General features: G+C 38.1%; 14 protein-coding genes and 5 pseudogenes. 6 read left to right on the top strand and 13 right to left on the bottom strand.

Annotation, left to right across the window (positions count from 1 at the left end; all coding sequences use genetic code 11):
* The first annotated feature begins 60 nt into the window (after positions 1–60).
* Positions 61–579 carry a bifunctional 3-hydroxydecanoyl-ACP dehydratase/trans-2-decenoyl-ACP isomerase gene (fabA, locus tag ARADI_RS01265; protein ID WP_147392387.1) on the top strand — a complete coding sequence of 173 codons (519 nt, stop codon included), beginning with the start codon at positions 61–63 and terminating at the stop codon, positions 577–579.
* Between the two features lie 64 nt (positions 580–643).
* On the opposite strand, the gene pqiC is transcribed toward fabA, so the two are convergent.
* The 5 genes and pseudogenes from pqiC to rlmKL all read right to left on the bottom strand — a co-directional run bounded on the left by pqiC (position 644) and on the right by rlmKL (position 8,140).
* Positions 644–1,195 carry a membrane integrity-associated transporter subunit PqiC gene (pqiC, locus tag ARADI_RS01260; protein WP_119710898.1) on the bottom strand — a complete coding sequence of 184 codons (552 nt, stop codon included), beginning with the start codon at positions 1,193–1,195 and terminating at the stop codon, positions 644–646.
* Positions 1,195–2,819, bottom strand: a pseudogene (pqiB, locus tag ARADI_RS01255) (intermembrane transport protein PqiB). The gene pqiC and the pseudogene pqiB overlap by 1 nt, the downstream one beginning before the upstream one ends.
* A pseudogene (pqiA, locus tag ARADI_RS01250) lies at positions 2,812–4,106 on the bottom strand (membrane integrity-associated transporter subunit PqiA). Before pqiA ends, pqiB begins: the two co-directional pseudogenes overlap by 8 nt.
* A gap of 33 nt (positions 4,107–4,139) precedes the next feature.
* The gene (locus ARADI_RS01245; protein WP_119710897.1) at positions 4,140–6,050 is read right to left on the bottom strand and encodes an ABC transporter ATP-binding protein; all 1,911 of its coding nucleotides are present in this window, start codon (positions 6,048–6,050) and stop codon (positions 4,140–4,142) included.
* A 3-nt stretch (positions 6,051–6,053) separates the two neighbouring features.
* Positions 6,054–8,140, bottom strand: a pseudogene (gene rlmKL, locus ARADI_RS01240) (bifunctional 23S rRNA (guanine(2069)-N(7))-methyltransferase RlmK/23S rRNA (guanine(2445)-N(2))-methyltransferase RlmL).
* A 102-nt stretch (positions 8,141–8,242) separates the two neighbouring features.
* On the opposite strand from rlmKL, the gene ARADI_RS01235 reads away from it, so the two are divergent.
* Complete coding sequence (locus ARADI_RS01235; RefSeq protein ID WP_119710896.1) at positions 8,243–9,220, top strand: YcbX family protein; 978 nt, start codon at positions 8,243–8,245, stop codon at positions 9,218–9,220.
* 115 nt (positions 9,221–9,335) lie between these two features.
* Here the strand turns inward: ARADI_RS01235 and ARADI_RS01230 are convergent, their stop codons facing one another.
* The 3 genes and pseudogenes from ARADI_RS01230 to pepN all read right to left on the bottom strand — a co-directional run bounded on the left by ARADI_RS01230 (position 9,336) and on the right by pepN (position 13,998).
* Positions 9,336–9,884, bottom strand: a complete 549-nt coding sequence (locus tag ARADI_RS01230) for a cell division protein ZapC (protein WP_119710895.1) — start codon at positions 9,882–9,884, stop codon at positions 9,336–9,338.
* Positions 9,885–10,129: 245 nt separating this feature from the next.
* Positions 10,130–11,142: pseudogene (gene pyrD / locus ARADI_RS01225) on the bottom strand (quinone-dependent dihydroorotate dehydrogenase).
* Between the two features lie 253 nt (positions 11,143–11,395).
* Positions 11,396–13,998, bottom strand: a pseudogene (pepN, locus tag ARADI_RS01220) (aminopeptidase N).
* 337 nt (positions 13,999–14,335) lie between these two features.
* Here pepN and pncB point away from each other — a divergent pair.
* The 4 genes from pncB (at position 14,336) to ARADI_RS01200 (ending at position 20,024) form a co-directional block, all read left to right on the top strand.
* Positions 14,336–15,565: a nicotinate phosphoribosyltransferase gene (gene pncB, locus ARADI_RS01215; RefSeq protein WP_119710894.1), complete on the top strand. Its 1,230-nt coding sequence runs from the start codon at positions 14,336–14,338 to the stop codon at positions 15,563–15,565.
* A gap of 192 nt (positions 15,566–15,757) precedes the next feature.
* A complete protein-coding gene (asnS, locus tag ARADI_RS01210) occupies positions 15,758–17,158 on the top strand; it encodes an asparagine--tRNA ligase (protein ID WP_119710893.1) in 1,401 nt (466 codons plus the stop codon).
* Between the two features lie 306 nt (positions 17,159–17,464).
* Complete coding sequence (locus ARADI_RS01205) at positions 17,465–18,586, top strand: porin (RefSeq protein WP_500781987.1); 1,122 nt, start codon at positions 17,465–17,467, stop codon at positions 18,584–18,586.
* Positions 18,587–18,833: 247 nt separating this feature from the next.
* Complete coding sequence (locus tag ARADI_RS01200) at positions 18,834–20,024, top strand: amino acid aminotransferase (protein ID WP_119710891.1); 1,191 nt, start codon at positions 18,834–18,836, stop codon at positions 20,022–20,024.
* Positions 20,025–20,125: 101 nt separating this feature from the next.
* On the opposite strand, the gene ARADI_RS01195 is transcribed toward ARADI_RS01200, so the two are convergent.
* From ARADI_RS01195 to ARADI_RS16990, 5 genes are all read right to left on the bottom strand, one after another.
* Entirely contained in the window at positions 20,126–20,758 is a 633-nt protein-coding gene (locus ARADI_RS01195; RefSeq protein ID WP_119710890.1) for an MBL fold metallo-hydrolase, read from the bottom strand.
* A gap of 43 nt (positions 20,759–20,801) precedes the next feature.
* Positions 20,802–21,350, bottom strand: a complete 549-nt coding sequence (mepK, locus tag ARADI_RS01190; RefSeq protein WP_119710889.1) for a peptidoglycan L,D-endopeptidase MepK — start codon at positions 21,348–21,350, stop codon at positions 20,802–20,804.
* A gap of 386 nt (positions 21,351–21,736) precedes the next feature.
* Positions 21,737–21,910 carry a L,D-transpeptidase family protein gene (locus ARADI_RS19330; RefSeq protein WP_255420585.1) on the bottom strand — a complete coding sequence of 58 codons (174 nt, stop codon included), beginning with the start codon at positions 21,908–21,910 and terminating at the stop codon, positions 21,737–21,739.
* Positions 21,911–22,038: 128 nt separating this feature from the next.
* Positions 22,039–22,284 carry a L,D-transpeptidase family protein gene (locus tag ARADI_RS19325; protein WP_255420584.1) on the bottom strand — a complete coding sequence of 82 codons (246 nt, stop codon included), beginning with the start codon at positions 22,282–22,284 and terminating at the stop codon, positions 22,039–22,041.
* 87 nt (positions 22,285–22,371) lie between these two features.
* On the bottom strand, positions 22,372–23,124 hold the full coding sequence (locus tag ARADI_RS16990) for a L,D-transpeptidase scaffold domain-containing protein (protein WP_238149058.1): 753 nt from the start codon (positions 23,122–23,124) through the stop codon (positions 22,372–22,374).
* Between the last annotated feature and the right edge of the window lie 231 nt (positions 23,125–23,355).

Below are 23,355 nucleotides of genomic sequence, written 5' to 3'. Positions count from 1 at the left end.
CAGCTTACAAGCGTACGCTATTCTTTAGCCTTATTATTAATAATAAGGCTATTTAGTAATATGGTTGATAAACGCAACTCCTATAAAAAAGAAGATTTGGATGCTTCCGGCAGAGGTGAACTTTTTGGTGAAAATGGGCCGCCATTACCTTCCGGTAATATGTTGATGATGGATCGCATCACAAAAATGACCGAAACTGGCGGCAATTATGATAAAGGATCTATCGAAGCAGAATTTGATATCAAACCTGATTTATGGTTTTTTAGTTGCCACTTCACTAATGATCCCGTTATGCCTGGTTGTCTAGGTTTAGATGCAATGTGGCAACTCGTTGGTTTCTACCTGGGATGGCTCGGTGGTAAAGGTAAAGGCCGGGCACTGGGCGTAGGTGAGGTCAAATTTACTGGACAAGTTTTGCCAACCGCAAAAAAAGTAACCTACCGTATCCATTTAAAACGTGTTATTAATCGAAAATTAATTATGGGTGTGGCTGATGGTGAAGTTTTGGTTGATGGTAATTGTATTTACACAGCAAAAGATTTGAAAGTCGGTTTATTTCAAGATACAAGCAGCTTTTAAAGCCAGATTTTTTTGTCATAAACCCCTTCTGTTATCAAGCTGAAGGGGCGAATATTTTATACATTCAAGATAATTGGTTCGCTATAGATTGTCCAACCTGAGCCCAGCCTCTTGCTAACGTCCTAACTAATGCCGAATAGCCATTTTCATCTTGATCAAGCAGCAGACTAAAATCTCGATTGATAATGGCTTTATCACTTTTATAAATCCAGTTTCCCTGGATGATCACTTTACCATCATAACGGCCATGAAAAGCGGCCAAAAAAACATTAAGGCTATCAGGTCTGTTTTCCAGCGGTTGAACCGATACTAATCGATTAGGCAACATTATTGATAACTGATTGACTAAATTTTGCATCAATTGCTGTTCTAACGCGCTTACCCATAGATGATTGGTTGCATTAACATAATTAACATCGTTAGTTTGGTAAGTAATACCATTATCTGCCAATATTCCAGACAATTGCACTGTCTGTACCCAAAGCTGTTTTTGCGTTAGTAAATCACTTTTTTTAGTCACTAAGCTCGGCGTTGTTGGTAATTGATAATAAGATTTTTCAATACCACTACTACAACCGATAAGTAAAAAACACAAAATCCATGCCAAATATCTCATTATTTTGTCACCTTCTTCGGTTCTGGATCCTTCATCGATTTTGCTTCAAAAACAAGTGCATTACTCTTATTATTTAATATCTTGATAACGGGTTGAATATCTCTTAACACCTGATCAAGACGCTGCATATTATTGATCATTCTATTATAGGCAGGTGATCCTGGCTGCAAACCTTGCATGACCCGATTCAATTCAAGCAAAGTCTGTTGCAGATCAGCAGGGATCTTTTGAAAGTCTTTGCTAGTCATCAGTTTATTCAACTCAGATAAAGTACGCTGTGCTTCACGAATGGTTTTCTGACTTTCTGCTAGCGTATTTGTTGCTTGACTTATCATAGGCTCAATCGGCAAACGATTGATTTTATCTAATGCCTCAACTACTTTTTGTTGGATCTGTGATAATCCAGCACTAACCGTTTGAATAATATCGTAATTAGCAACTTTTAATGGCCCTTTTCTGGATAGAAATCCAAATCGACATATAATGCTCCGGTAATTAGGTTAGCCGATTTTAAAGCTGCTCTTAATCCTTGTCTTAGTGCTGCAGCAAACCCTTTTTCTAAATCAATATCGGTACTAACACGACCAGGCTCAATATGAATTAAAACCGGAATACGGAATTCATTATCCAATTTTTGACGTAATTTCTCAGAATCAAACGGAACCTCCATCACGGTTCCTAAGCGAATTCCTCTAAATTCAACCGGTGCTCCAGTTTGTAATCCGCGAACTGAATCAGAGAAAAACAAAATAAACTCTTTATATACAGTATATAAAGAGTTCTGAATGCTTCTTTGATCTTCATAAAGTCTGAATAGTCTTTTATCATCTACTCGTTTACCTGGTTGCCAACCCTCTACAACATCAAAACTAACCCCACCACTAAATAGTGTAGCCAAAGAGCCCATCTCTAAGCGAACACCTTGTGCCGATAGATCAAAAGCAATACCACTATCCCGCCAAAAACGAACATTTTCCGTTACTAGCCCATCATAAGGAGCATTAATAAAGAGTTGATAATGCATATTGTGGCTTTTAATATCAAACGAACTCGCTTCTACCGACCCGACTCGATAACCATGAAATAGCACTGGGGCGCCAGTATTTAATCTACCAGCCTGATCACTAGTCAAAATCACTCGAATACCTTTAGCATCAGGTGAAGCTAATGGCGGCGAACCCAATAAGTCAAATTTCTCAGCATGCTGTTCACTATTGCCAAGTTGTACTTCAATAAATACGCCAGAAAATAGCGTGCCTAAACCAGTTATTCCCTCTTTGCCAATAGCCGGTTTAACGATCCAGAATGCGGTATCTTTCTTTAACAAATCCCCCATGCAATCATTTAGACGTGCTTTAATAATTACACGCTTAAAGTTGTTATCAAGAGAAACTTTTTCCACCAAGCCTATATCAACACTACGATTTTAAAGTTTGGTTTTTCCCGCTTCAACACCTTCAGCATTATAGGTAATCAATGTCACTTCAGGGCCTAAATGGCTAAAATGGTAAATTAGGATCCAGGCACCAATAAAGATGGTGATAATTGGAATGATCCAAATCGGTGACCAACTTTTTAGTTTACTGATCTTTGCTTGCGCGTCAGTGTTATCTTTATTAGCCACCTTGCAACCCCTTTTCTAACCGAATTCTACTCTGCGATACAACATTACAGCGATCCCAAGTTAAACGCGGATCAAAAGTCATTGCCGCAAACATGGTTAAAATCACAACAGCGGCAAATAAAATCACCCCAAGTGCCGGTGAAACGCTCATTAATCGTCCCATTTGCACCAATGACGATAATACTACAATCATAAAAACATCAATCATTGACCAACGTCCAACCCATTCAACAAGTTCATAAATAAAATGCATCCTCGCCGGATCCCGATTGCCATAACCTTTAGCATCAAAACATAACCAGCCTACCGTCACTATTTTTAAGCTAGGTACCATAATGCTAGCAATAAAAATAATAATGGCGACTGGATACGAAGCATCACCCCATAACAAAATAACACCGGACATAATAGTAGAGTCTAGTCTACTACCTAATGTATTAGTGATCATAACAGGCAAAACGTTTGCTGGAATATAAAGGACTAATGAGGAGAGCAATAATGCCATGGTATTTTGTAAACTATTAGGCCGCCTAACATAGCCTTTGGTATGGCAACGAGGACAGTATTTACGTTCAGCTGGCAAAATCGCCATACAAAAATATGACATGATCTGACGTTTTGACTAATGCCACTTTTGCCTTCTTGCAGCGGGATCTCAAGCTTTGGCATTTCACCTATTTGCAGCCATAACCAATGTCTATCTAAACATTGAAATGCCCTGACCTACAACAAACAAACAAAACAATAAGGGACAAAACTGATACCCAAAGTCATTTCACCATAGGCCATTAGTTTTACAAAACTAACCAACACCCCAGCTAGAAAAATTTCTACCATGCACCAGGTTTTCATTTGAAATAACGTCCTGGCAAGATTTATTTTTAACCAAAGCGGGAAATTAACTCGTTGACATAATAAAGTAATGGCAACCATACAAAAAGCGGGTACTGCCACGATAAAAAGGAGAAAAAACCAGCCAAGACTAGCATAATTTACATCAAACATGGCATGAACAATATTAAACAGTGAAATTTGACTTTCAATGCCCATGACACTCATTTTTACGTAAGGAAATAAACAGACAATAAGCAACATCACTAATGCGCTAATCGCTATTGCAGTTGGTTGATTAGCTGGATACTTCCACTTAGCAGATAAAACAGTATGACAGCGTGGACAGCTGGCTTTAGTGCCTTGTTCTAAAACCGGTAATGCTACCAATAAATCACATTGCGGGCAGAGTATCTTATTATGACAACTTTCATTAAAATGATTATGAGAGCACAACTTTTCTCTCCTCTATACAGTTATAATGCCAAATTATTGGCTATCTTTAAGTGATTCTAATTCTTGCCAACGCTCAAATGTCATATTCATTTCTACTTCTTTCTCAGCTAATGCTTTTAATACTGATTCAGTAACGCTATGGGGCTGATTAAAAAATTCAGGTGCACTGACTTGAAATTGCAAGATGGCAATTTCAGCTTCTAACGCTTCTAACTGCAGCGGTAATTGTTCTAGTTCTCTTAATAAATGATAACTAATTTTATTACTTTTTCGTTTTGGCTGCTCTTTAGCTGTTTCCACTGCCGCAATATTGGCTTTACTAACAGTAGTATGCGATAAAGAAATTTTTTGTCTACGCTGCGCAGAGGCGTCATAAAAACCACCTACATACCGCTCAACTTTACCATGATCTTCAAACATCCAGCACTCAGTTACAGTATTATCAACAAATTGACGATCATGGCTAACCAATAATACTGTCCCTTTATAACTATCAACGAGCTCTTCCAATAGTTCAAGTGTTTCAATATCTAAATCATTAGTCGGTTCATCAAGGATCAACAAATTACTGGGTTTAAAAAACAAACGTGCCAATAATAATCGATTTTTCTCTCCACCTGAAAGAGCTCGCACCGATGTCATGGCTCGTTTAGGATGAAACAAGAAATCTTGTAAATAACCAAGCATATGACGCGACTGTCCATTAACCATTACTTCATGTTTACCTTCAGCTAAATTATCCATCACGGTTTTATCCGGATCTAGCGTCATTCTATGTTGATCAAAATAAGCAATCTCAAGTTTGGTACCGCGGTAAATATTACCACTATCCGCCTCAAGTTGTCCTAACATCAACTTGAGCAATGTTGTCTTTCCGCAGCCATTAGGCCCGATTAAGGCTATTTTGTCGCCACGTTGCACTTGGACACTAAAATTATTAATTAATCCTTTATTACCAATGCGATAATTAACATTTTCAAGCTCAAACACTAGCTTGCCTGAACGACTTGCATCGGAAACCTGCATCTTCGCCGTCCCCATTACCTCGAATCGCTTAGAATGTGCTAGGCGTAAGGATTTTAATGTTCTCACTCTGCCTTCATTACGAGTACGCCTGGCTTTTATTCCCTGGCGGATCCAAACTTCTTCCTGTGCCAATTTACGATCAAACTCAGCATTCTGCTGCTCTTCTACCCGTAATGCTTCTTCTTTATTGATCAGGTAATCGTCATAATTACCCGACCAGGAAGCTAATTTACCCCGATCAAGATCAATGATGCGAGTTGCCATATGGCGAATAAAAGAGCGATCATGGGAGACAAACACGATACTACCCTGAAAATCTTTTAGAAAATTTTCTAACCATAAGATGGTATCAATATCTAAATGGTTGGTCGGTTCATCAAGAAAAAGAACCCGGGGGCCACAGACTAAAGCACGCGACAATGCAGCCTTGCGTAACCAACCGCCGGACAATGCAGATAACGGACTGGCAGCTGGCAGCTGCAATTGCTTAATCACATCATTAATTTGTGTATCGAGTAACCACAAATTATCGCGATCTAATACCTCCTGCAATTCAGCTAACTTATTAAGATTCTTTTCACTGGGATCTTGTTCGACCATTTTTGCTATTTTATGAAAAGATTTAATATAATTTGCCTGCTCTTTAGCACCTTTAGCGACAAAATCAAAAACAGTACCACCGATATCACACGGTGGATCTTGCTGTAAACGAGCAACCTGCAGATCCTGCTGATAAACGACCTGACCATCATCAAGCGGTTGTTCTTTGGTCAATACGCGCATTAGGGTTGATTTGCCTGCACCATTACGGCCAACCAAACAAACCCTTTCATTATCTTCAATATGCAACTCTGTATTATCTAATAATGGCGCATCACTAAAAGCCAGATAGGCAGCTGACATATTAATTAATGACATAAATTACTTTTCCTTATCTGCATGACCAATCAACCCGCAGTTATGGATCTGGCGATTACGTGTAAAATCAAGTAAAATGGTTTGCTGAGTGATTTCCTTGGCAGTTAATCCTAATTGAGTAATGCTTAATATATCCATTTTAAAACCACGCTTATTATTAGAAAATACCACTGTACCACCGCGCCGGGACGCAGCAAGTGCTTAATCTGCATCATCAAGTTGATATGATCACGTTGCACATCAAAGGTGGCATTCATTCGTTTTGAATTGGAGAAAGTGGGTGGATCAATGAAAATCAAATCAAATTTTTCTGTCGTCTGCGCTGACCAAGCTAAACAATCAGCCTGAATAAGCTGATGCTGCTGACCGGTTAATTTATTGGTCTGTAAATTTTTTTCTGCTCATTCTAAATAGGTGCGCGACATATCAACACTGGTGGTTGAACGAGCACCACCAAGTCCCGCATGTACCGATGCCGACGCCGTGTAAGCAAACAGATTCAATAAATCTTTTCCTTTACTCATATTCGCTAACATTTTACGCACCAAACGATAATCTAAAAACAACCCTGTATCCAAATAATCAGTCAAATTTACCCATAATTGGGCATTATACTCATGTTGCTTATCGGCTTGGCGCTGGCGTGTTTTTAACACCAATTGGCTGGAAGTTAATGCCAATACCTGCATGGTTGCACCGATCACATCAAACAGACGTTGTTTAGCTTTATGGCTATCTATACTCTTGGGCGGCGGCGGCGCATACTCTTGAATAACAATATGTTCGCCATAACGATCAACTGCAACATTATATTCAGATAAGTCAGCATCATAAATGCGATAACAATCAATCCCCTGTTGTTTGGCCCATTTATTAAGTTTTTTCTCATTTTTTTCAGCCTGTTAGCACAGTCTTCGCTAACCATGCTATGGGTGGCCAACCGTTTTAGTGGATAAAAGATAATTTTTCTGAATGCAATTTAACGGTCCATTTTTGGCTTTAAACTCACGTTCAGCTCGCAGCCCTAAGCAGGCTAATAGTTCTGACGAACCACTAAATAGCGAAAAACGCCAGCATGGAAACTGATTTTTTAATACTCGGGCTAAGAGACTGTAAAGCGCGATTAAAGCAGGTTCACTTTCCAAACGCTCACCATAGGGTGGATTGCTGGTGATAAACCCCTGTTGAGCGAAGGTAAATGGATTCTCCAATTTAACCGCATCACCAGGTTGGAAATTTATTAAAGAGTGAATACCGGCTTGTTTAGCATTCTTTTTGGCTATTTACAAAATGTGGCGATCAATATCTAAGCCATAGAAAAGCGCAGTCGCTTGCTGAAGCCCCGTCTGAAACCGTTTTTCCGCTTCAGCAATTACAGCAGCCCAAACCGTTGGATTATAACCCGACCAGCATTGAAATCCCCAAAATTGACGCGCTAAACCAGGCGCACGATCACAAGCCATCATTGCTGCTTCAATTAATAATGTGCCGGAACCACACATAGGATCGACCATTGGTAAACCAAGCTGCCAACCTGAGCGTAAAACAATGGCAGCCGCTAAATTCTCTTTGATAGGTGCTTGTCCTGCGAAACTACGATATCCACGGATATGGAGCGGATCACCGCTTAAATCCAACGATATTGAGGCGTTATCTTTATATAAATGGACATTAACCCGTATATCGGGTTGCTGTTTGGCAATGTTGGGCCGTTTATTCATTTTACGCGTAAAGCTATCCACAATAGCGTCTTTCACCCGTAAAGCCCCATATTGGCTATTGCGGATAACTTGGTTAGTTCCATTAAAATAAACGGCAAAAGTATCATTAACGGTAAACAAATCCGGCCAATCAATTGTCTGTGCTACAAGGTAGAGATCCATATCATTAAAAACCTGGCAGCTAACTAAGGGTAATAAAATCCTCGATGCTAAACGACTCCATAACAGACTCAAATACATGCCACGTTCGTCAACTTGAAAATGCACACCACCCTGAGCAATATGACAATACTTTGCTCCTAATGCTTCTAGTTCACTTTTAAGTAATTCTTCCAGTCCAAATGCCGTTGTAGCACACAGAGTTCTCATATCGCTGTCACCTGAATAAAAAATTGCTGCACATTATAGCTAACCCTGCGCACATATCATAAAGTTACTAACAAAATTATCGTGCTTAAACAGGAGTTAAGAATGATCCGGTTATCTCGTCTTTATATCCATCCAGTTAAATCAATGAAAGGCATTCGTTTGTCACAAGCTTACGCAGAAAATAGTGGCCTGGTTTTCGATCGCTATTTTATGGTTACCAATGATCAAGTTGGGTTTATTACTGCGCGGCAATATCTACAAATGCTGTTATTTAAACCAATAATATTTGAAAATGGCATTCAAATACAGACACCTGATAAGCAAAAAGCAACTATTTTATATAAAGACTTTATTAACCATCGCTTACCAACTGAAGTGTGGGGCAATCATTTTACCGCGTTTGCTGTACCAGCAAAGATTAATCAAGCCTCATTTAAAGCGCTTCAAAAACAATGCCCATCTGATATTAAGTTAGAACAATTTAGAGGCAATTTGATCATAACCAGTGCCAAGGCTTTTGCTGAAGATAGCTGGCATACGATACAAATCGGTGAGGTTATTTTCGAGCTTGTTAAACCTTGTAGCAGCTGCATTTTGACGACAGTAAATATTGATGATGGCTCACAGCACCCGACTGGAGAACCGTTAACAATACTACAAAGTTTCCACACTGATGAGCATGGAGAAATTGATTTTGGCCAAAATGCCATCGCCAAAAATAGCGGTCTGATCTGCGTTGGAGATACGGTGAAAATTTTAACTAAAAAACAACCTAAGCAATATAAAACGGTAAAAACAACTAAGCGTCAGATAATTAATCTAAAAAAAGAAACCACATTATTAATCGATGTTAATGGCACAGAATATTTAGCCAATAACCAAATTGTTATCTTGGAACAATTGGAAAAGCATGGCTTAAAATTTCCCTATTCTTGCCGAGCGGGCATTTGTGGTTGTTGTAAAATGAAACTAATAGCAGGTGAAGTAATCCCATTGACAAAAACAGCAATCAAAGAAGATGGCGTGATCCAGAGTTGTAGTTGCATTCCCAAAACAAATATTAAATTACTATTAGGCTAATTCTTATCCATCATTCGTCATTAATGAATGATGGATATTATTGTTGGTTTAAAGATGCCGCACAAAATTTAGTTATTATATAAACTTTGAATATTGATTAATTCAGGTTATTTTTTTATGAAACAGCTCTTTCATATATTAAACTACTGGCTGGTGGTTGATAAATCATTAAGCGATTATTCATAATCTTAATCGGGTCACAAAATCTCATTACCCGATCTTTCAAAACTAATCTAGGCTCAATTAATAAACATAAGCTGGCATATTTTCCTGCCTCTGCCACTAAAAACAATGCTTTCTGTCCACTATCTTCAATATGAACCTGAACAACATCCCCCAACACCAAATCATCGTGGCAATTTACTGGCAAAAAATACCAGCTTCTAGGCATCTGCGGCTTTAAAAAACGAAAAGCAACTAATGCATTTAAAATTAATTCCGCACTATGCTCATCAGAAAGTAATAATTTTTGCAGTTGTTCTTCAATACAATGATATAACCCCGCATCATCGATATTAAAAGTCATTTCTCCATAAGCAGATGCCACCAACATTTTTGCTGGAAAACATGAACGAAATAACATTCCATTAGCCAAATCTAACATCATCCTTTCATGTTCATCATCGTAATACCAGCGCCACTGATTATTGGGTTTTATTTTCATTTATCACCCCTCAATCTGATCACACTATTTACAAGCTTAAAATCCATACTAATTAAAATTAAGATAAAAAGTACTTCTATAATAGAAATAATAGAAATAATAGAAATAATAGAAATAATAGAAATAATTTCGAGTTTTTACGTAAAGATATTCAAAGAAAATCCTGAATTTAATAAATTATCAAATTACAAAATAAATATTAATATATAAAAAATCAGTCAATTTTTTATAATCCTAAATTAAGATTAAATATAATTAACAATATTTTTAATTAATTTAGGCCGTGATAAATAAATCCGGAATAAACTTGTAACAATGATGCCCCCCTGCTGCCAATTTTTCTCTTGCTGCAACCAAAGAATCAATTCCACCAGCAGCTATGATTGGCAGCTGTCCTTTTAATTCTTTGGTCAACAACCGCACAATTTCAGTGCTTATCAATTGCACAGGTCGGCCGCTCAATCCACCAGCTTCTTCTGAATATCTTAATCCTTTCACTAAATTCCGATCCAAAGTTGTATTTGTGGCCACAACTCCATCAATCTGGTGGCAAATTAAACTATCGCTAATTTGGATAATCTCTTTTTCGGTTAAATCAGGCGCAATTTTTACCACCACAGGAACATACTTTTGGTATTGTTGTGCTAATTAAGTGTTATTTATTTTTAATTGACTGCAATAAATCATCCAATACTTCACCATATTGTAACAATCTTAAATCTGGCGTATTAGGTGAAGAAATATTGACAGCAATATAACCTGCATAGGAATAAATTTTTTCCATGCAAATTAAATAATCGTCTTTACCCTGTTCAATCGGTGTATCTTTATTTTTACCAATGTTAATACCGATAATACCGTCGTACTTCGCTTTTTTAACATTCTCAACCAAGTTATCAACACCTAGATTATTAAATCCCATGCAGTTGATAAGCCCTTCAGCTTCAACCAGGCGAAACAGCCGAGGTTTTTCATTACCAGGTTGTGGACGAGGTGTGACCGTCACTATTTCTACAAAACCAAATCCCATCGCGCCAAAAGCATCAATACATTCACCATCTTTATCAAGACCGGCCGCTAATCCCAATGGATTCTTAAATGTTACTCCCATACAAGTCGTTGTCTTAAAATTGACTGACTGCCGGATCAAAAACCTAAGCGGCGAATGCATGATATATTTAAGCTGCCGGAAGGTAATTTTATGAGCTTGCTCTGGATTTAAGCGAAATAGCGCCTTTCGGATAAGGGGATAAACCATTTGCCGTTTTTTATTCTAGAAAAACAGTCTATTGCTAAATTTATCAGCAAATCTCAATGGTATGTACAGATTATCATGATAATTTAAATATGCCTAATATAACACTGCTTTTTATTATTTAAGTTTTTAAAAATAATAGGTAAAAGCAAACTGATAGATATCCCCCAAGATAATCTTATAAAAGAAGGGATATCTTATTTAAGTAATCGTTTTTATGAAGGAAAACGCTGGTAACCTAGTGAAAAATAAAATGCTACTGGTTTTTCAACGCCCTAGTAATTTTTTCAAATAGATCAGCGGAAAGATTATCTAACTGCTTTAACTGTATTAACACCTGATGCATCAGATTTTGACGTGTTTCATCATAGCGTCTTAGACGAATCAACGGCTCGATCAAATGAGAAGCAACCTGCGGATTGCTGCTATTTAAAATAATTAACATTTCCACTAAAAACTGATAGCCAGTACCATCCTCAGCATGAAACGCTGTCGGATTCTGTGCAACAAAAGTTCCAATCAAGGCACATACTCGATTAGAATTCTCCATACTAAATGTCGGATGAGTAAATAAAGTACGTACTGTTGACAAAACATTTTTAGCTGGACTGGTGGCTTGCAGCATAAACTATTTATCTATTATCAAACCGTAATGACGCCAACGCTGTTCAAACTCTGCCATTAGCTGTTGACAACCCGGTAATTGGGCCGCCATCGTGTCAGTCATATTATTGGCCTGATAATATTGCTCGGTGACATACTTATCCGCTTGTTGCTTATCATGGCCAAAAGCCAGATAAAATAAGCATCTATTTCGCAAAGAACGTTTGGCAATATCCCCATGATCAATTCGATACTTGGTCATTTTATTGGCATGATAAACGGCAACAAATTCAGCCGCCATTTCAGTGGCAAATTTTTAGATAATAAAGTTAAATAACATTATGGATAACTATCGGATCGATGATAGCAAACCACTCAGCGACTTCATTTTCTGAAGGTAAAGTAAATAGTTGTGCTTTTAAAACCGGATCACAGGCTTCATCAAGTAAAACAGATTTGAATGCGTCAATAATATGCTGCGGTAATATTAAATCTTCCTGCTGCTGTTGGTGTATGACATTCTTTTTAATATAAATTGATAGTAGTGATTGCGCAGCATCCCAACGAGCAAAATTATTACTGGCATATTGCATCAATAATGCTAACTGCTCATCAGTGTATGAATAATCCAATTTCACCGGCGCGGAAAATTCACGCAGTAATGAAGGTATTGGCTGTGAATCAACCTGATCAAAAACAAAAGTTTGCTCGGCCTTAACCACATTAAGCACGGAATGCACAGCACGAACATTGTGCTGTAATGGAATTACATTACCTTGCGTATCATACAGCTCAATATCTAGCGGTATATGTAATGGTAATTTTTCTGCTTGATCTGCCGTTGGTGCTGTGATTTGACTAATATGCAATAAATATTGCTGTTTTTCCGCTAAATATTCATCTTTGACCGTCACTAAAGGTGTACCCGATTGGCTATACCAACGACGAAAGAGGGTCAAATCAATATCAGAGGCATCTTGCATAGCTTGCACGAAATCATCACAGGTTGCGGCACTACCACCATGGCGGGCGATATATAGTTTCATACCCGCCTAAAACTGTTTTTCGCCTAATAGCGTGTGCAACATCCGAATAACTTCCACTCCTTTTTCATAAACAGTCAAAGTGTAGAAGTTATTCATTTCTATTACTTTTTCCGGCCGAATAGGATGCGCCATCGGGCTAGCATCCTCTGCAAATTGATACGCGCGCATCAGCCTGACATTTTCAATCCGATTTACCGAACAAGAACCCAAATCAGAACTAAACTCTTGATCGCGAAAAACGGTTAATCCTTCCTTCAGGCTTAATTGAAACCAATCACGGCAAGTAATACGATTACCCGTCCAATTATGAAAATATTCATGGCCAATCACCGCTTCAATATTCAGATAATCCTTATCTGTTGCCGTTTCTGTTTTGGCCAACACATATTTGGCATTGAAAATATTGAGTCCTTTATTTTCCATCGCCCCCATATTAAAGAAATCAACGGCCACTATCATATAGATATCTAAATCATATTCGTAACCAAAACGTATCTCATCCCAACGCATGGCATTTTTCAAAGAGACCATTGCCCAGTCAGCCCGAGATCAAGGTTACCCTTATCAACAAAAAGTGCTAACGTTACATTACGGCCACTTTGGCTAACATAATTATAATAAAGAACATCAAAATCACCCGCTACCAGTGCGAAAAGATAACTTGGCTTAGGGAAAGGATCTTGCCATTTTACCCAATGACGGCCATCGTTTGTTTCTCCTTTGTCAATCTGATTACCATTGGAGAGCAAATAAGGATAACGTGATTTATCGGCAGTAATACAAGTTGTAAAACGTGCTAATACATCCTGCCTATCTAAATAATAGGTAATATGACGGAAACCTTCTGCCTCACACTGAGTGCAAAGAATATCAGCTGACACATAAAGCCCTTCTAATGCAGTATTTTTAGCGGATTTATTTAATTAACAACCTTAAGAACAAAAGTATCAGGCACTGACTCAATAATCAATTTCCCTGCCTTTTCACGATAGTCTGTCCACGGTTTATTATCAATATGAATAGCATGAAAATCAGGTTCTTACCATCGAGTACCAATACATTAGCCTGTGAATTTAATCGTTTTACTCGGCTAATTAGCAGTAACAATGTTAGTTGCAGGATCAAGCACAAAATCCAATTCAATATCGGTAATAGTGTAATCAGGCGCCTGATAATCCTGACGATATTTCTCTTGTCGCTGTTGCGTCATAGTAAATTTTTACCTGTATCAATTATTGTTATGTTTCAATGTGGTCAATTATTTGGCAATAATGATATCTTAAAACCTCTTTCTTTTGATCATAAATCATACCTATGATTAATATTCAATCGGTTTGGTTTTTTATTAACATGTTATTTATTGCTCCAAAAAACTCTGCCGATATAAAAATAATTTGATAATATCAAATAGATGATTAGAATTTTTTATAACTACGCCAGAAATATATATGAAACGGCCTTCACTCTTACTAGCATCAACAGGTATACTCTGGCATATTTTATCTTTAAGTCGAGAGTAATGCTTCCGCGAGGATAGCTAACGCATTATGAATTTAGATGCACCACCTATCATTACATCACTGCTAGATACTGATGCTTATAAACCGCATATGCAACAAGCCGTCTTTCATCACTATAACCAAGTATCGGTTGTGGCAGAATTTCGTTGCCGTAGTGATGAACGACTTGGTAACTATGCTCAGGCTGTACGCCAACAAATAGATTTAATGGCAAATATTGCATTAACGCCAACTGAATACCACTATCTGCGTGGTCTGCCTTTTTTTAAAGCTGATTATCTCGATTGGTTAAAGAATTTTCGCTTCAATCCCACGCAGGTTAATGTTTATACCACACAAGAAAATCAGTTAGCTCTAAGAATTAGTGGTCCATGGCGTGAGATTATTCTTTGGGAAATACCTCTATTAGCCTTAATCAGCGAACTGGTTCATCACGATCGCTCTCCCAATGTAACAACCGAAGATACCATTGAACAGTTACATAAATTGATTAAGTATTTTTATCAAGACGCAAAAACACAAAATATTGATTTAGCTAATTTCAAATTAATGGATTTTGGTACTCGCCGACGTTTTTCTCATGCGGTGCAATACGCTATTATCAATGAACTCAAAAACCATTTCCCTTATTTTACTGGCACAAGTAATTATAAGTTGGCCCAACAACTCCAGCTCAAACCTGTTGGCACCCAAGCCCATGAGTGGTTTCAAGCTCACCAGCAAATTAGTACTGATCTCGCTAATAGCCAACGCGTGGCGCTGCAAAGTTGGCTGGATGAATATCCCAATCAATTAGGCATTGCACTAACAGACTGTATTACGATGGATGCTTTCCTGCGCGACTTCGATATCACCTTTGCCAATCGTTATCAAGGATTACGTCATGACTCGGGTGATCCGTTAGAATGGGGTGAAAAAGCAATTAGTCATTATAAAAAACTGGCTATCGATCCAATGAGTAAAACGCTGGTTTTTTCAGATAACCTTGACCTACAAAAAGCATTGATCCTTTATAAACATTTTTATAAACGTATCAATCTTATTTTTGGTATTGGCACCCGTTTAACCTGCAATATCCATCAGGTTAAACCACTTAATATTGTAATTAAATTAGTTGAATGTAATGGTAAACCCGTCGCTAAATTGTCTGATAGCCCAGGAAAAACCATCTGTGATGACGATGAATTTATCGTTCGCTTAAAGAAAGCTTTTGATATCCCAAGTACAACGAAGCGGATTGATAACAAACCTAACTGATTATTATGGCAAGCTATTTTATCGATTGTTGCACAGGATAAATTAAATTCTTATTACAAAGCCCTTTTCATCTGGTTATTCCCATTTTAAACTTGCTATTTTTACTTGTTTCTTACGCGAGGACAAGTAACATAAGGCCTTCACCAATCGGTGACCAACTTTAAACAACTAAATATCAAAAGAGAGTATTTTATGAATATAGCGCCTATAGTCGAAGTACTACAAGGCCGTGTAGCGGTAGGCGAAGAAGTAACCGTTCGTGGCTGGGTACGTACAAGGAGAGATTCAAAAGCCGGTTTCTCGTTCCTCGCCGTCTATGACGGTTCCTGCTTTAATCCATTACAGGCTATTGTAAATCATGAACGAGATAATTATGAAACCGAAGTTTTATATCTGACCACTGGTTGCTCGGTTGAAGTAACCGGGATCGTGAAATCATCAGAAGGTCAAGGGCAAAATTTTGAATTATCTGCCACTCAGGTTGTTGTGGTCGGTATGGTGGAAAATCCTGATAGTTATCCAATGGCTGCCAAACGTCATAGTGTCGAATATTTACGTGAAGTGGCACATCTGCGTCCACGCACTAATCTTATCGGCGCCGTTGCCCGTGTTCGCAATACGCTAGCCCAAGCGATTCATCGTTTTTTTTATGAAGAAGGCTATATTTGGATCTCAACCCCCATTATCACCGCCTCCGATACCGAAGGTGCCGGTGAAATGTTCCGCGTCTCAACATTAGATTTACAGAATATTCCGCGTACAGAAAAAGGGGATATTAATTTTAATAAAGACTTTTTTGGTCGGGAAGCATTTCTAACCGTATCCGGTCAGCTAAATGGCGAAGCTTATGCCTGTGCATTAAGCAAAATTTATACCTTTGGGCCAACGTTTCGCGCAGAAAATTCTAACACCAGCCGCCATTTGGCTGAATTCTGGATGGTTGAGCCTGAAGTCGCTTTTGCCAACTTGGACGATATCGCTAGGCTGGCCGAAAAAATGTTAAAATATGTCTTCAAAGCGGTTTTGCAAGAACGCCATGATGACTTAACCTTCTTTGCCGAGCGGATCGATAAAGACGTTATCAACCGGTTGGAAAAATTTGCTGCTTCGGATTTTGCTCAAATTGACTATAGCTATGCTATTAAAGTGCTTGAGCGGTCAGGTCAATCCTTCGAAAACCCAGTAACTTGGGGTATTGATCTCTCTTCTGAGCATGAACGTTATTTAGCTGAGCAACACTTCAAAGCACCCGTTGTGGTCAAAAATTACCCAAAAGATATCAAAGCCTTTTATATGCGTCTGAATGATGACAATAAAACTGTTGCTGCTATGGATGTATTAGCACCAGCTATTGGCGAAATTATTGGTGGTTCTCAGCGTGAAGAGCGACTGAATAAATTGGATGCCCGGATGGAAGAAATGGGACTGAACCAACAAGATTACAGCTGGTATCGCGATCTGCGCCGTTATGGTACCGTGCCTCACGCCGGATTTGGACTCGGATTTGAGCGCCTGGTCGCTTATGTCACTAGCGTACAAAATATTCGTGAAACCATTCCATTTCCTCGTACTCCACGTAACGCAAGCTTTTAAATCTTTAATCTTAAAAAACGAATAAATATTATAATGATAACTGGCTAGTATATCGCTGGCCTTTTTATTTTTAATTATGATAAATAGCAAAAAGTTCCCTTTTATTTACATTTTAAAACATATTATTTCCTTTTGTTACATATATTGTATTTTTGTATCATTTTCAGGGTAGATAAAAATATTTACCAATGGAACACTGAATGCAGAAACAAGACGATACTAAACTCTTAAAGATAGTTCCCAATGGTTGGGAATTTATTTTTGGCAGTGGCAGGTGTCCGAATAACACCAATGAGGGTAATAATAATGATGAAGCGCAATATTCTTGCAATAGTTATCCCGGCGGCGTTGTTAGCTGGTACAGCAAACGCAGCTGAAATCTTTAATAAAGACGGCAACAAACTCGATCTATATGGTAAAGTTGACGTTCGTCACTTCTTTGGCAAGAGCAGTGGTGGCGATGAAGGCGATGATTCTCGTGTTCGTCTTGGTATAAAAGGTGATACTCAAATCTCTGATCAGCTGACTGGTTTTGGTCGTTTCGAATGGGAAACTAAAACCAACAGAAGTGAAGCTGATAACGAAAATACAAACCGTCTGGCTTATGCCGGTTTGAACATTGCTGGCGTTGGCTCATTGGACTATGGTCGCAACTATGGCGTTCTGTATGATGTTAACGCTTGGACTGACATTCTGCCTCTTTATGGTGCAGACTCTATGTCTCAGGCTGACAGCTACTTGACTGGCCGTAACCGTAACCTGCTAACTTACCGTAGTACTGATTTCTTTGGTCTAGTAGATGGCTTGAACTTCGCCCTACAGTATCAAGGCAAAAATACTTCGAGTAACAAATCAGGTAGTTCAGATTACCTGAAAAATAACGGTGATGGCTTCGGTCTATCAGCCAGCTATGATATTGGCTGGGCCGTTGCGCTGGGTGCTAGTTATGCCAAATCTAATCGTGGTCTGACTGATACGCAAAAAACTGCAAGCGGTGCTGGTGGTAATGGTGCGGAAGCCTGGAACGCCGGTATCAAATATGATGCCAACAACCTGTATCTGGCAGCGATGTACGGCGAAACCTTTAATATGACTCGGTTTGGTAAAAAAACAACTCTTAATCCTAATGGAACACAGATTGCTAACAAAACTGAGAACTTTGAATTGGTTGGTCAGTATCTGTTTGATGAAATTAGGCTGAAACCATCTGTCACTTATGTCCAGTCTAAAGGTAAAGATTTACCAGGTACTAATAAGCAAGATTTAGTGAAATACGTTTCACTAGGTGCTTTCTACTATTTCAACAAAAACCTGACTGTAGTTGTTGATTACAAAATTAACCTAATCGATGGCAACAATGGCTTTGCTGATAAATATGGTATTGGCAGAGACAACCTGGTTGGTTTAGGTTTAGTTTACCAGTTCTAATTATCGCTTAACGGTTGATTTAACAGTAAAAGTGAAAACGTAAATTCAAAAAACAGCGCTTTAGCGCTGTTTTTTTATCAATTTATGTTAATTGGTAAAATATTGTTACTAGCTAAACAATATCAACCGAATCTAATATCACAAGTTTGCCTTATTTTTATCGCAGAGTGTTGGCAAATCATTTGCATCGCGTTAACCTGAGATCCCTCGATTACCAAATCACAATTGAGTCATTGGAATTATAAATATGTTGGAAAATATTATTGCTGCTCCTGAGGATCCTATTTTAGGTTTAGCAGAGAGTTTTAATGCTGATCCGCGTAAACAAAAAATCAATTTAGGTATTGGTGTTTACAAGGATGAGTCAGGGAAAACCCCCATTCTTACTTCCGTCAAAAAAGCAGAAAAATATCTGTTAGACAACGAAGTGACTAAAAATTATCTTGCTATTAGCGGGATAGCCGAATTTGCCACCGTTACTCAAAGCTTACTGTTTGGCAACAACCATCCAATAATTGCCGAAAATCGTGCCCGCACTTCGCAGGCGCCAGGCGGCACCGGTGCATTGCGTATTGCTGCTGAATTTATTGCTAAACAAACCTCTACCCAACGCGTCTGGATCAGCCAACCAACCTGGCCAAATCACCAGAATGTATTTAAAGCGGCTGGCCTGACGTGTTGTCATTACAATTACTATAATGCTGAAAAGCATAATCTGGATTTTGCTGGCATGTTAAGTAGCTTAGAAGATGCAAAACCAGGTGATGTATTATTGCTACATGGTTGCTGTCATAACCCTACCGGTATCGACCCAACACCAAAACAATGGGAAATTCTATCTACTTTGGCAGCTGAAAAAAACTTATTACCGGTTTTTGATTTTGCCTACCAAGGTTTTGCTAAAGGCCTGGACGAAGATGCGCAAGGTTTACGTATTTTTACCAACAAAAACCCTGAAATCATTATTGCCAGTTCCTACTCGAAAAATTTTGGCTTATATAATGAACGAGTCGGTGCCTGCACAATTATTGCCAATAATAGTGATCAAGCTGAGCGAGCGTTTAGTCAAATAAAATCGATTATCCGAGCAAACTATTCTAATCCACCAGCTCACGGTGCAGCCATTGTTACCACGATTTTATCCGATGAATTACTAAAGAAAGAGTGGATCGAAAAGCTGACAACCATGCGGCAGCGCATCCAACTTATGCGACAGCTATTTGTGAATACATTACAAGAAAAAAGCGCTAAGCAAGATTTTAGTTTTATTAGTAAACAAAACGGTATGTTCTCTTTTAGTGGTCTTAATGAAGAACAAGTCACTCAGCTACGTGAAAAACATGCTATCTATGCAATTAGTTCAGGTCGTATTAACGTCGCTGGCTTAACGTTAGAGAATATGGTTCCTTTATGCAAAGCTATCATTGACGTATTATAAACAAACACACTGTTAATTCAGACAATTACCGATTAGACCAATACCCTAATCGGTTTTTATTATTAAAAGCCTAACGGCGAAATTGTTGTAACTGAATAAAACTAGCCTTGTAAAAAGGGATTAAATTGCCGTTCAGCCGCCAAATTAGACATTGGCCCATGGCCAGAAATAAATTGATAATCATCACCAAGGGGCAAAATTTTTGTTTTAATTGAGTGGATTAATGTTGCATGATCACCTTTAGGGAAATCAGTGCGGCCAACGCCACCCTGGAAAAGCACATCTCCCATAGAAATTAGCTTATCTGCATGATTAACAAAGATAATATGTCCAGGCGTATGGCCTGGGCAATGTAGAACAGCCAGTTTGATGTCAGCAAAAGTAATTTCATCACCCTCTTGCAAGTAGCGATCTGGCGTAAAGTCTGGGCATTGTGACACACCAAACATTTGGCTTTGAATTGCCAATCCGTTGATCAAAAATTCATCTTCTTTTTGCGGACCATAAATTGGCACCGAGAAATGCGCTGCTAGCTCAGCACAACCACCAACATGATCAAAATGACCATGGGTTAATAAGATATACTGTAAATTTAATGAACGCTTTGTAATTTCTGCAATTAATTTTGCTAATTCACCGCCCGGATCAACAATAACGGCATCCAAGCTCTTTTCATCCCAAATTAGCGTACAATTCTGCTTAAAATCGGTTACAGGAATAATATCAAATTTCATATAGTAGTAAGTCCATTATTTAAATAAAAATTTATTTAATATCTTACCATTTTCTGACCGGTCCTGTATCAATATGGATAAAATTACTATTAGGATAATAGCCTACTCCACCTGCTCGCATTTTTAATGTTGCTTTGCGAATATGGTTAAGGTAGACCTCTTGGATATGAAAATCCATTGCTCGGCCATGGGTATGATAGCTGTTTTTAGCAACCCCACTGCTTTTACATCGAAGTGCATTATTGGTTTCGACTGAGCGATAGCCAGAAACTAGTTGAACATTTTTATTGGTTCCCATTAGTACTTGCAACAAATAAATCCGATCAAATAATTTCGGATCAATGATTTTAATTTTATTATTACGATGATCACGGAATAAGTGATTCAAACGGGTCAATTCAGCGTTATTATAACGACGACTATCAAAAAACTCAGTCTTAAGAAACTCACCAGTATGAAGATTTTCAAAGCGAAGAATCTTGGGTCGCGGGGTTGTTAATGCCGCAAAGGCATGTCTAGGTAATAAGCTAAAACCCAATGCTATTGCTCCATAACCTAACCATTTTCGTCGATTTTGATCAATATTGTCCATAGCCAATTAACTCAAATAAAAAGAAAAAAATAACCCCATTATCCGTCAAAATTTTGTTACCGCCTGAGTTTAGTCAGTTATTTTGCAAAAAACATAATTTATCACTAAAAACGATATTTATGCATCTATACTAAGTAAGTTAGAAAATAACACGTGATTGAAATTTAATATAAAAGAGGCTTTTGCCCCTTTTATATCATTTTTATCTATTAGTTAAGCGTGGATCTTATTTCATTTAAATAATTCTTCGCCCCATAAATGACATTGTCATAGCCATAAATATTATCCCTAAAATTGGCAATATTTTTGTTATCAACCTAGGCGGTTTGGTAATAAAGATAAATCGGTATCCTGCCTGGAATATTAATATAACGTTTGTCACCTAGCTAAAGCGCACCGTCAATACGCTGTTGATCCCAACTAGCTCGCGCCAGTAAAATTGATGCTAACACTGATGCCTTACTTACTCGTACACAACCGGAGCTAATTGAATGATTTTGCCGATTAAATAAACTATGGTTAGGGGTATCATGTAAGTAAATTGCATCAGAGCTTGGCATGTTGAATTTATTAACGGCCAAGGGCCATTGGATGGCCCTGGTGCCTGGCGTACACGATAGGGGAAGGATGAAGATGAGATGGCATTCGAATTAATTGAGTAAGGAACAATAGGATAGGCATCACGCTCCTAACCGGATAAAACCGTTAAGCCTCGGCGTGCAAAATAGCCTGGATCTCTTCTGGCTTGAGGCAAGATATCTTTACGAACCATGCTAACAGGAACATTCCAGGGTAGATTAATCACAACACTACTAAGTTCACTGCTCATTATCGGAATTTTACGATCAGGGCGCCCAACAATCACTTTATAATCTATAATCAATTGATTATTCGAATAAAAATGTAATGTATAAACCGGAATATTAACTAACATGCCAGAACTGCTTTCATTGGGAATAATTCTTAAGCGTTGGATATTAATCGCCAGTAAACTAGCCCTATCGATAGGTGAAGTGTTTAACTATTTTAATGTTGCGTTACCAATAATACCATCCGGCTCTAGTCCATACATTCGCTGAAATTGTTTAACTGCACCAACTAATAATCCATCATAACGGCGACTATTTTGATCAGTAAGTGGATCCTCCGTTAACACCCCATTGCGAGTTAAAATTTCACTTAAAGAAACCAGATCATTGCTTGCTTGGCCTGGCTTTAATAGGCTAGCCGTATTTATTTTAGGCCATATTTGTTGCTCTGATAAATAAGCCAACATCTTCGTTCTCATTGGTAAGTACGAGGCGTGTTGTGGTGCTAACGTTTTGAGCCAACTAACTAATTGTTTAGAATTAATCGCAGTTTGCCACCGAGAAACGGCAGCAACCGTCGGCTCACGAAGTTGATAAGGCGTTTTTTGATATAACCAATCTTTACCATTAAATTTTACATTACATATAAAATATAAATAACCCAACATAGCATCTGACAAAATAATATCTAGTTCCATCTGATTGAGTTGTTTATTTTTTACTAATAGGGATAGCCATTTACCAAACTGAGGCTGAAAACCGGCCAACGCTAATTCTGCTAACTGCTGCTTAAATTCTAATACCACTGCTGCTTCATCCCACAATGGTTGTATATTATTTTCAGCATAGAGCTTAGCTAATCTGTCGGTATATACTAAATTAGGACCTTGTGATAAGAAGCCTTGCAGCTGCTGACGACTTTTTTGTATCTCTTCAGCAGTTACATTTTTCTGCTCAGAAACCAAATTGGTTAAAGGAACTTAGATATTTGTGGTTGTGTTTATTTGCGCGAGCTGTCCACACGCTGGTATTATTGTCAATATTACACAGCCTATTAATGAAGCACGCATAGTGTTGACTCGTTTATTTGCCATAATACCACCTTTATAATTCATTTTTATTGTTAATACCAGAGTAAAAAATTTATCTTTAGAAGGTTAAAATTAACTAATCTGTTGTGGTTTATTTGATACAAA

This window comes from Arsenophonus endosymbiont of Aleurodicus floccissimus (assembly GCF_900343025.1).
GTDB lineage: Bacteria > Pseudomonadota > Gammaproteobacteria > Enterobacterales > Enterobacteriaceae > Arsenophonus.
This window is presented reverse-complemented; position numbering and strand designations above follow the sequence as displayed.

Bases quoted from the DNA above. Each gene is read 5' to 3' on its own strand.
- asnS (WP_119710893.1), top strand. From the start codon at position 15,758: ATGAATATAGCGCCTATAGTCGAAGTACTACAAGGCCGTGTAGCGGTA.
- mepK (WP_119710889.1), bottom strand. From the start codon at position 21,350: ATGGACAATATTGATCAAAATCGACGAAAATGGTTAGGTTATGGAGCA.
- pncB (WP_119710894.1), top strand. From the start codon at position 14,336: ATGAATTTAGATGCACCACCTATCATTACATCACTGCTAGATACTGAT.
- ARADI_RS01245 (WP_119710897.1), bottom strand. From the start codon at position 6,050: ATGTCATTAATTAATATGTCAGCTGCCTATCTGGCTTTTAGTGATGCG.
- ARADI_RS19325 (WP_255420584.1), bottom strand. From the start codon at position 22,284: ATGTTAGTTAATATTCCGGTTTATACATTACATTTTTATTCGAATAAT.
- ARADI_RS01230 (WP_119710895.1), bottom strand. From the start codon at position 9,884: ATGAAAATAAAACCCAATAATCAGTGGCGCTGGTATTACGATGATGAA.
- ARADI_RS01235 (WP_119710896.1), top strand. From the start codon at position 8,243: ATGATCCGGTTATCTCGTCTTTATATCCATCCAGTTAAATCAATGAAA.
- ARADI_RS01200 (WP_119710891.1), top strand. From the start codon at position 18,834: ATGTTGGAAAATATTATTGCTGCTCCTGAGGATCCTATTTTAGGTTTA.
- fabA (WP_147392387.1), top strand. From the start codon at position 61: ATGGTTGATAAACGCAACTCCTATAAAAAAGAAGATTTGGATGCTTCC.
- ARADI_RS19330 (WP_255420585.1), bottom strand. From the start codon at position 21,910: ATGCCAAGCTCTGATGCAATTTACTTACATGATACCCCTAACCATAGT.
- ARADI_RS01205 (WP_500781987.1), top strand. From the start codon at position 17,465: ATGATGAAGCGCAATATTCTTGCAATAGTTATCCCGGCGGCGTTGTTA.
- pqiC (WP_119710898.1), bottom strand. From the start codon at position 1,195: ATGAGATATTTGGCATGGATTTTGTGTTTTTTACTTATCGGTTGTAGT.
- ARADI_RS01195 (WP_119710890.1), bottom strand. From the start codon at position 20,758: ATGAAATTTGATATTATTCCTGTAACCGATTTTAAGCAGAATTGTACG.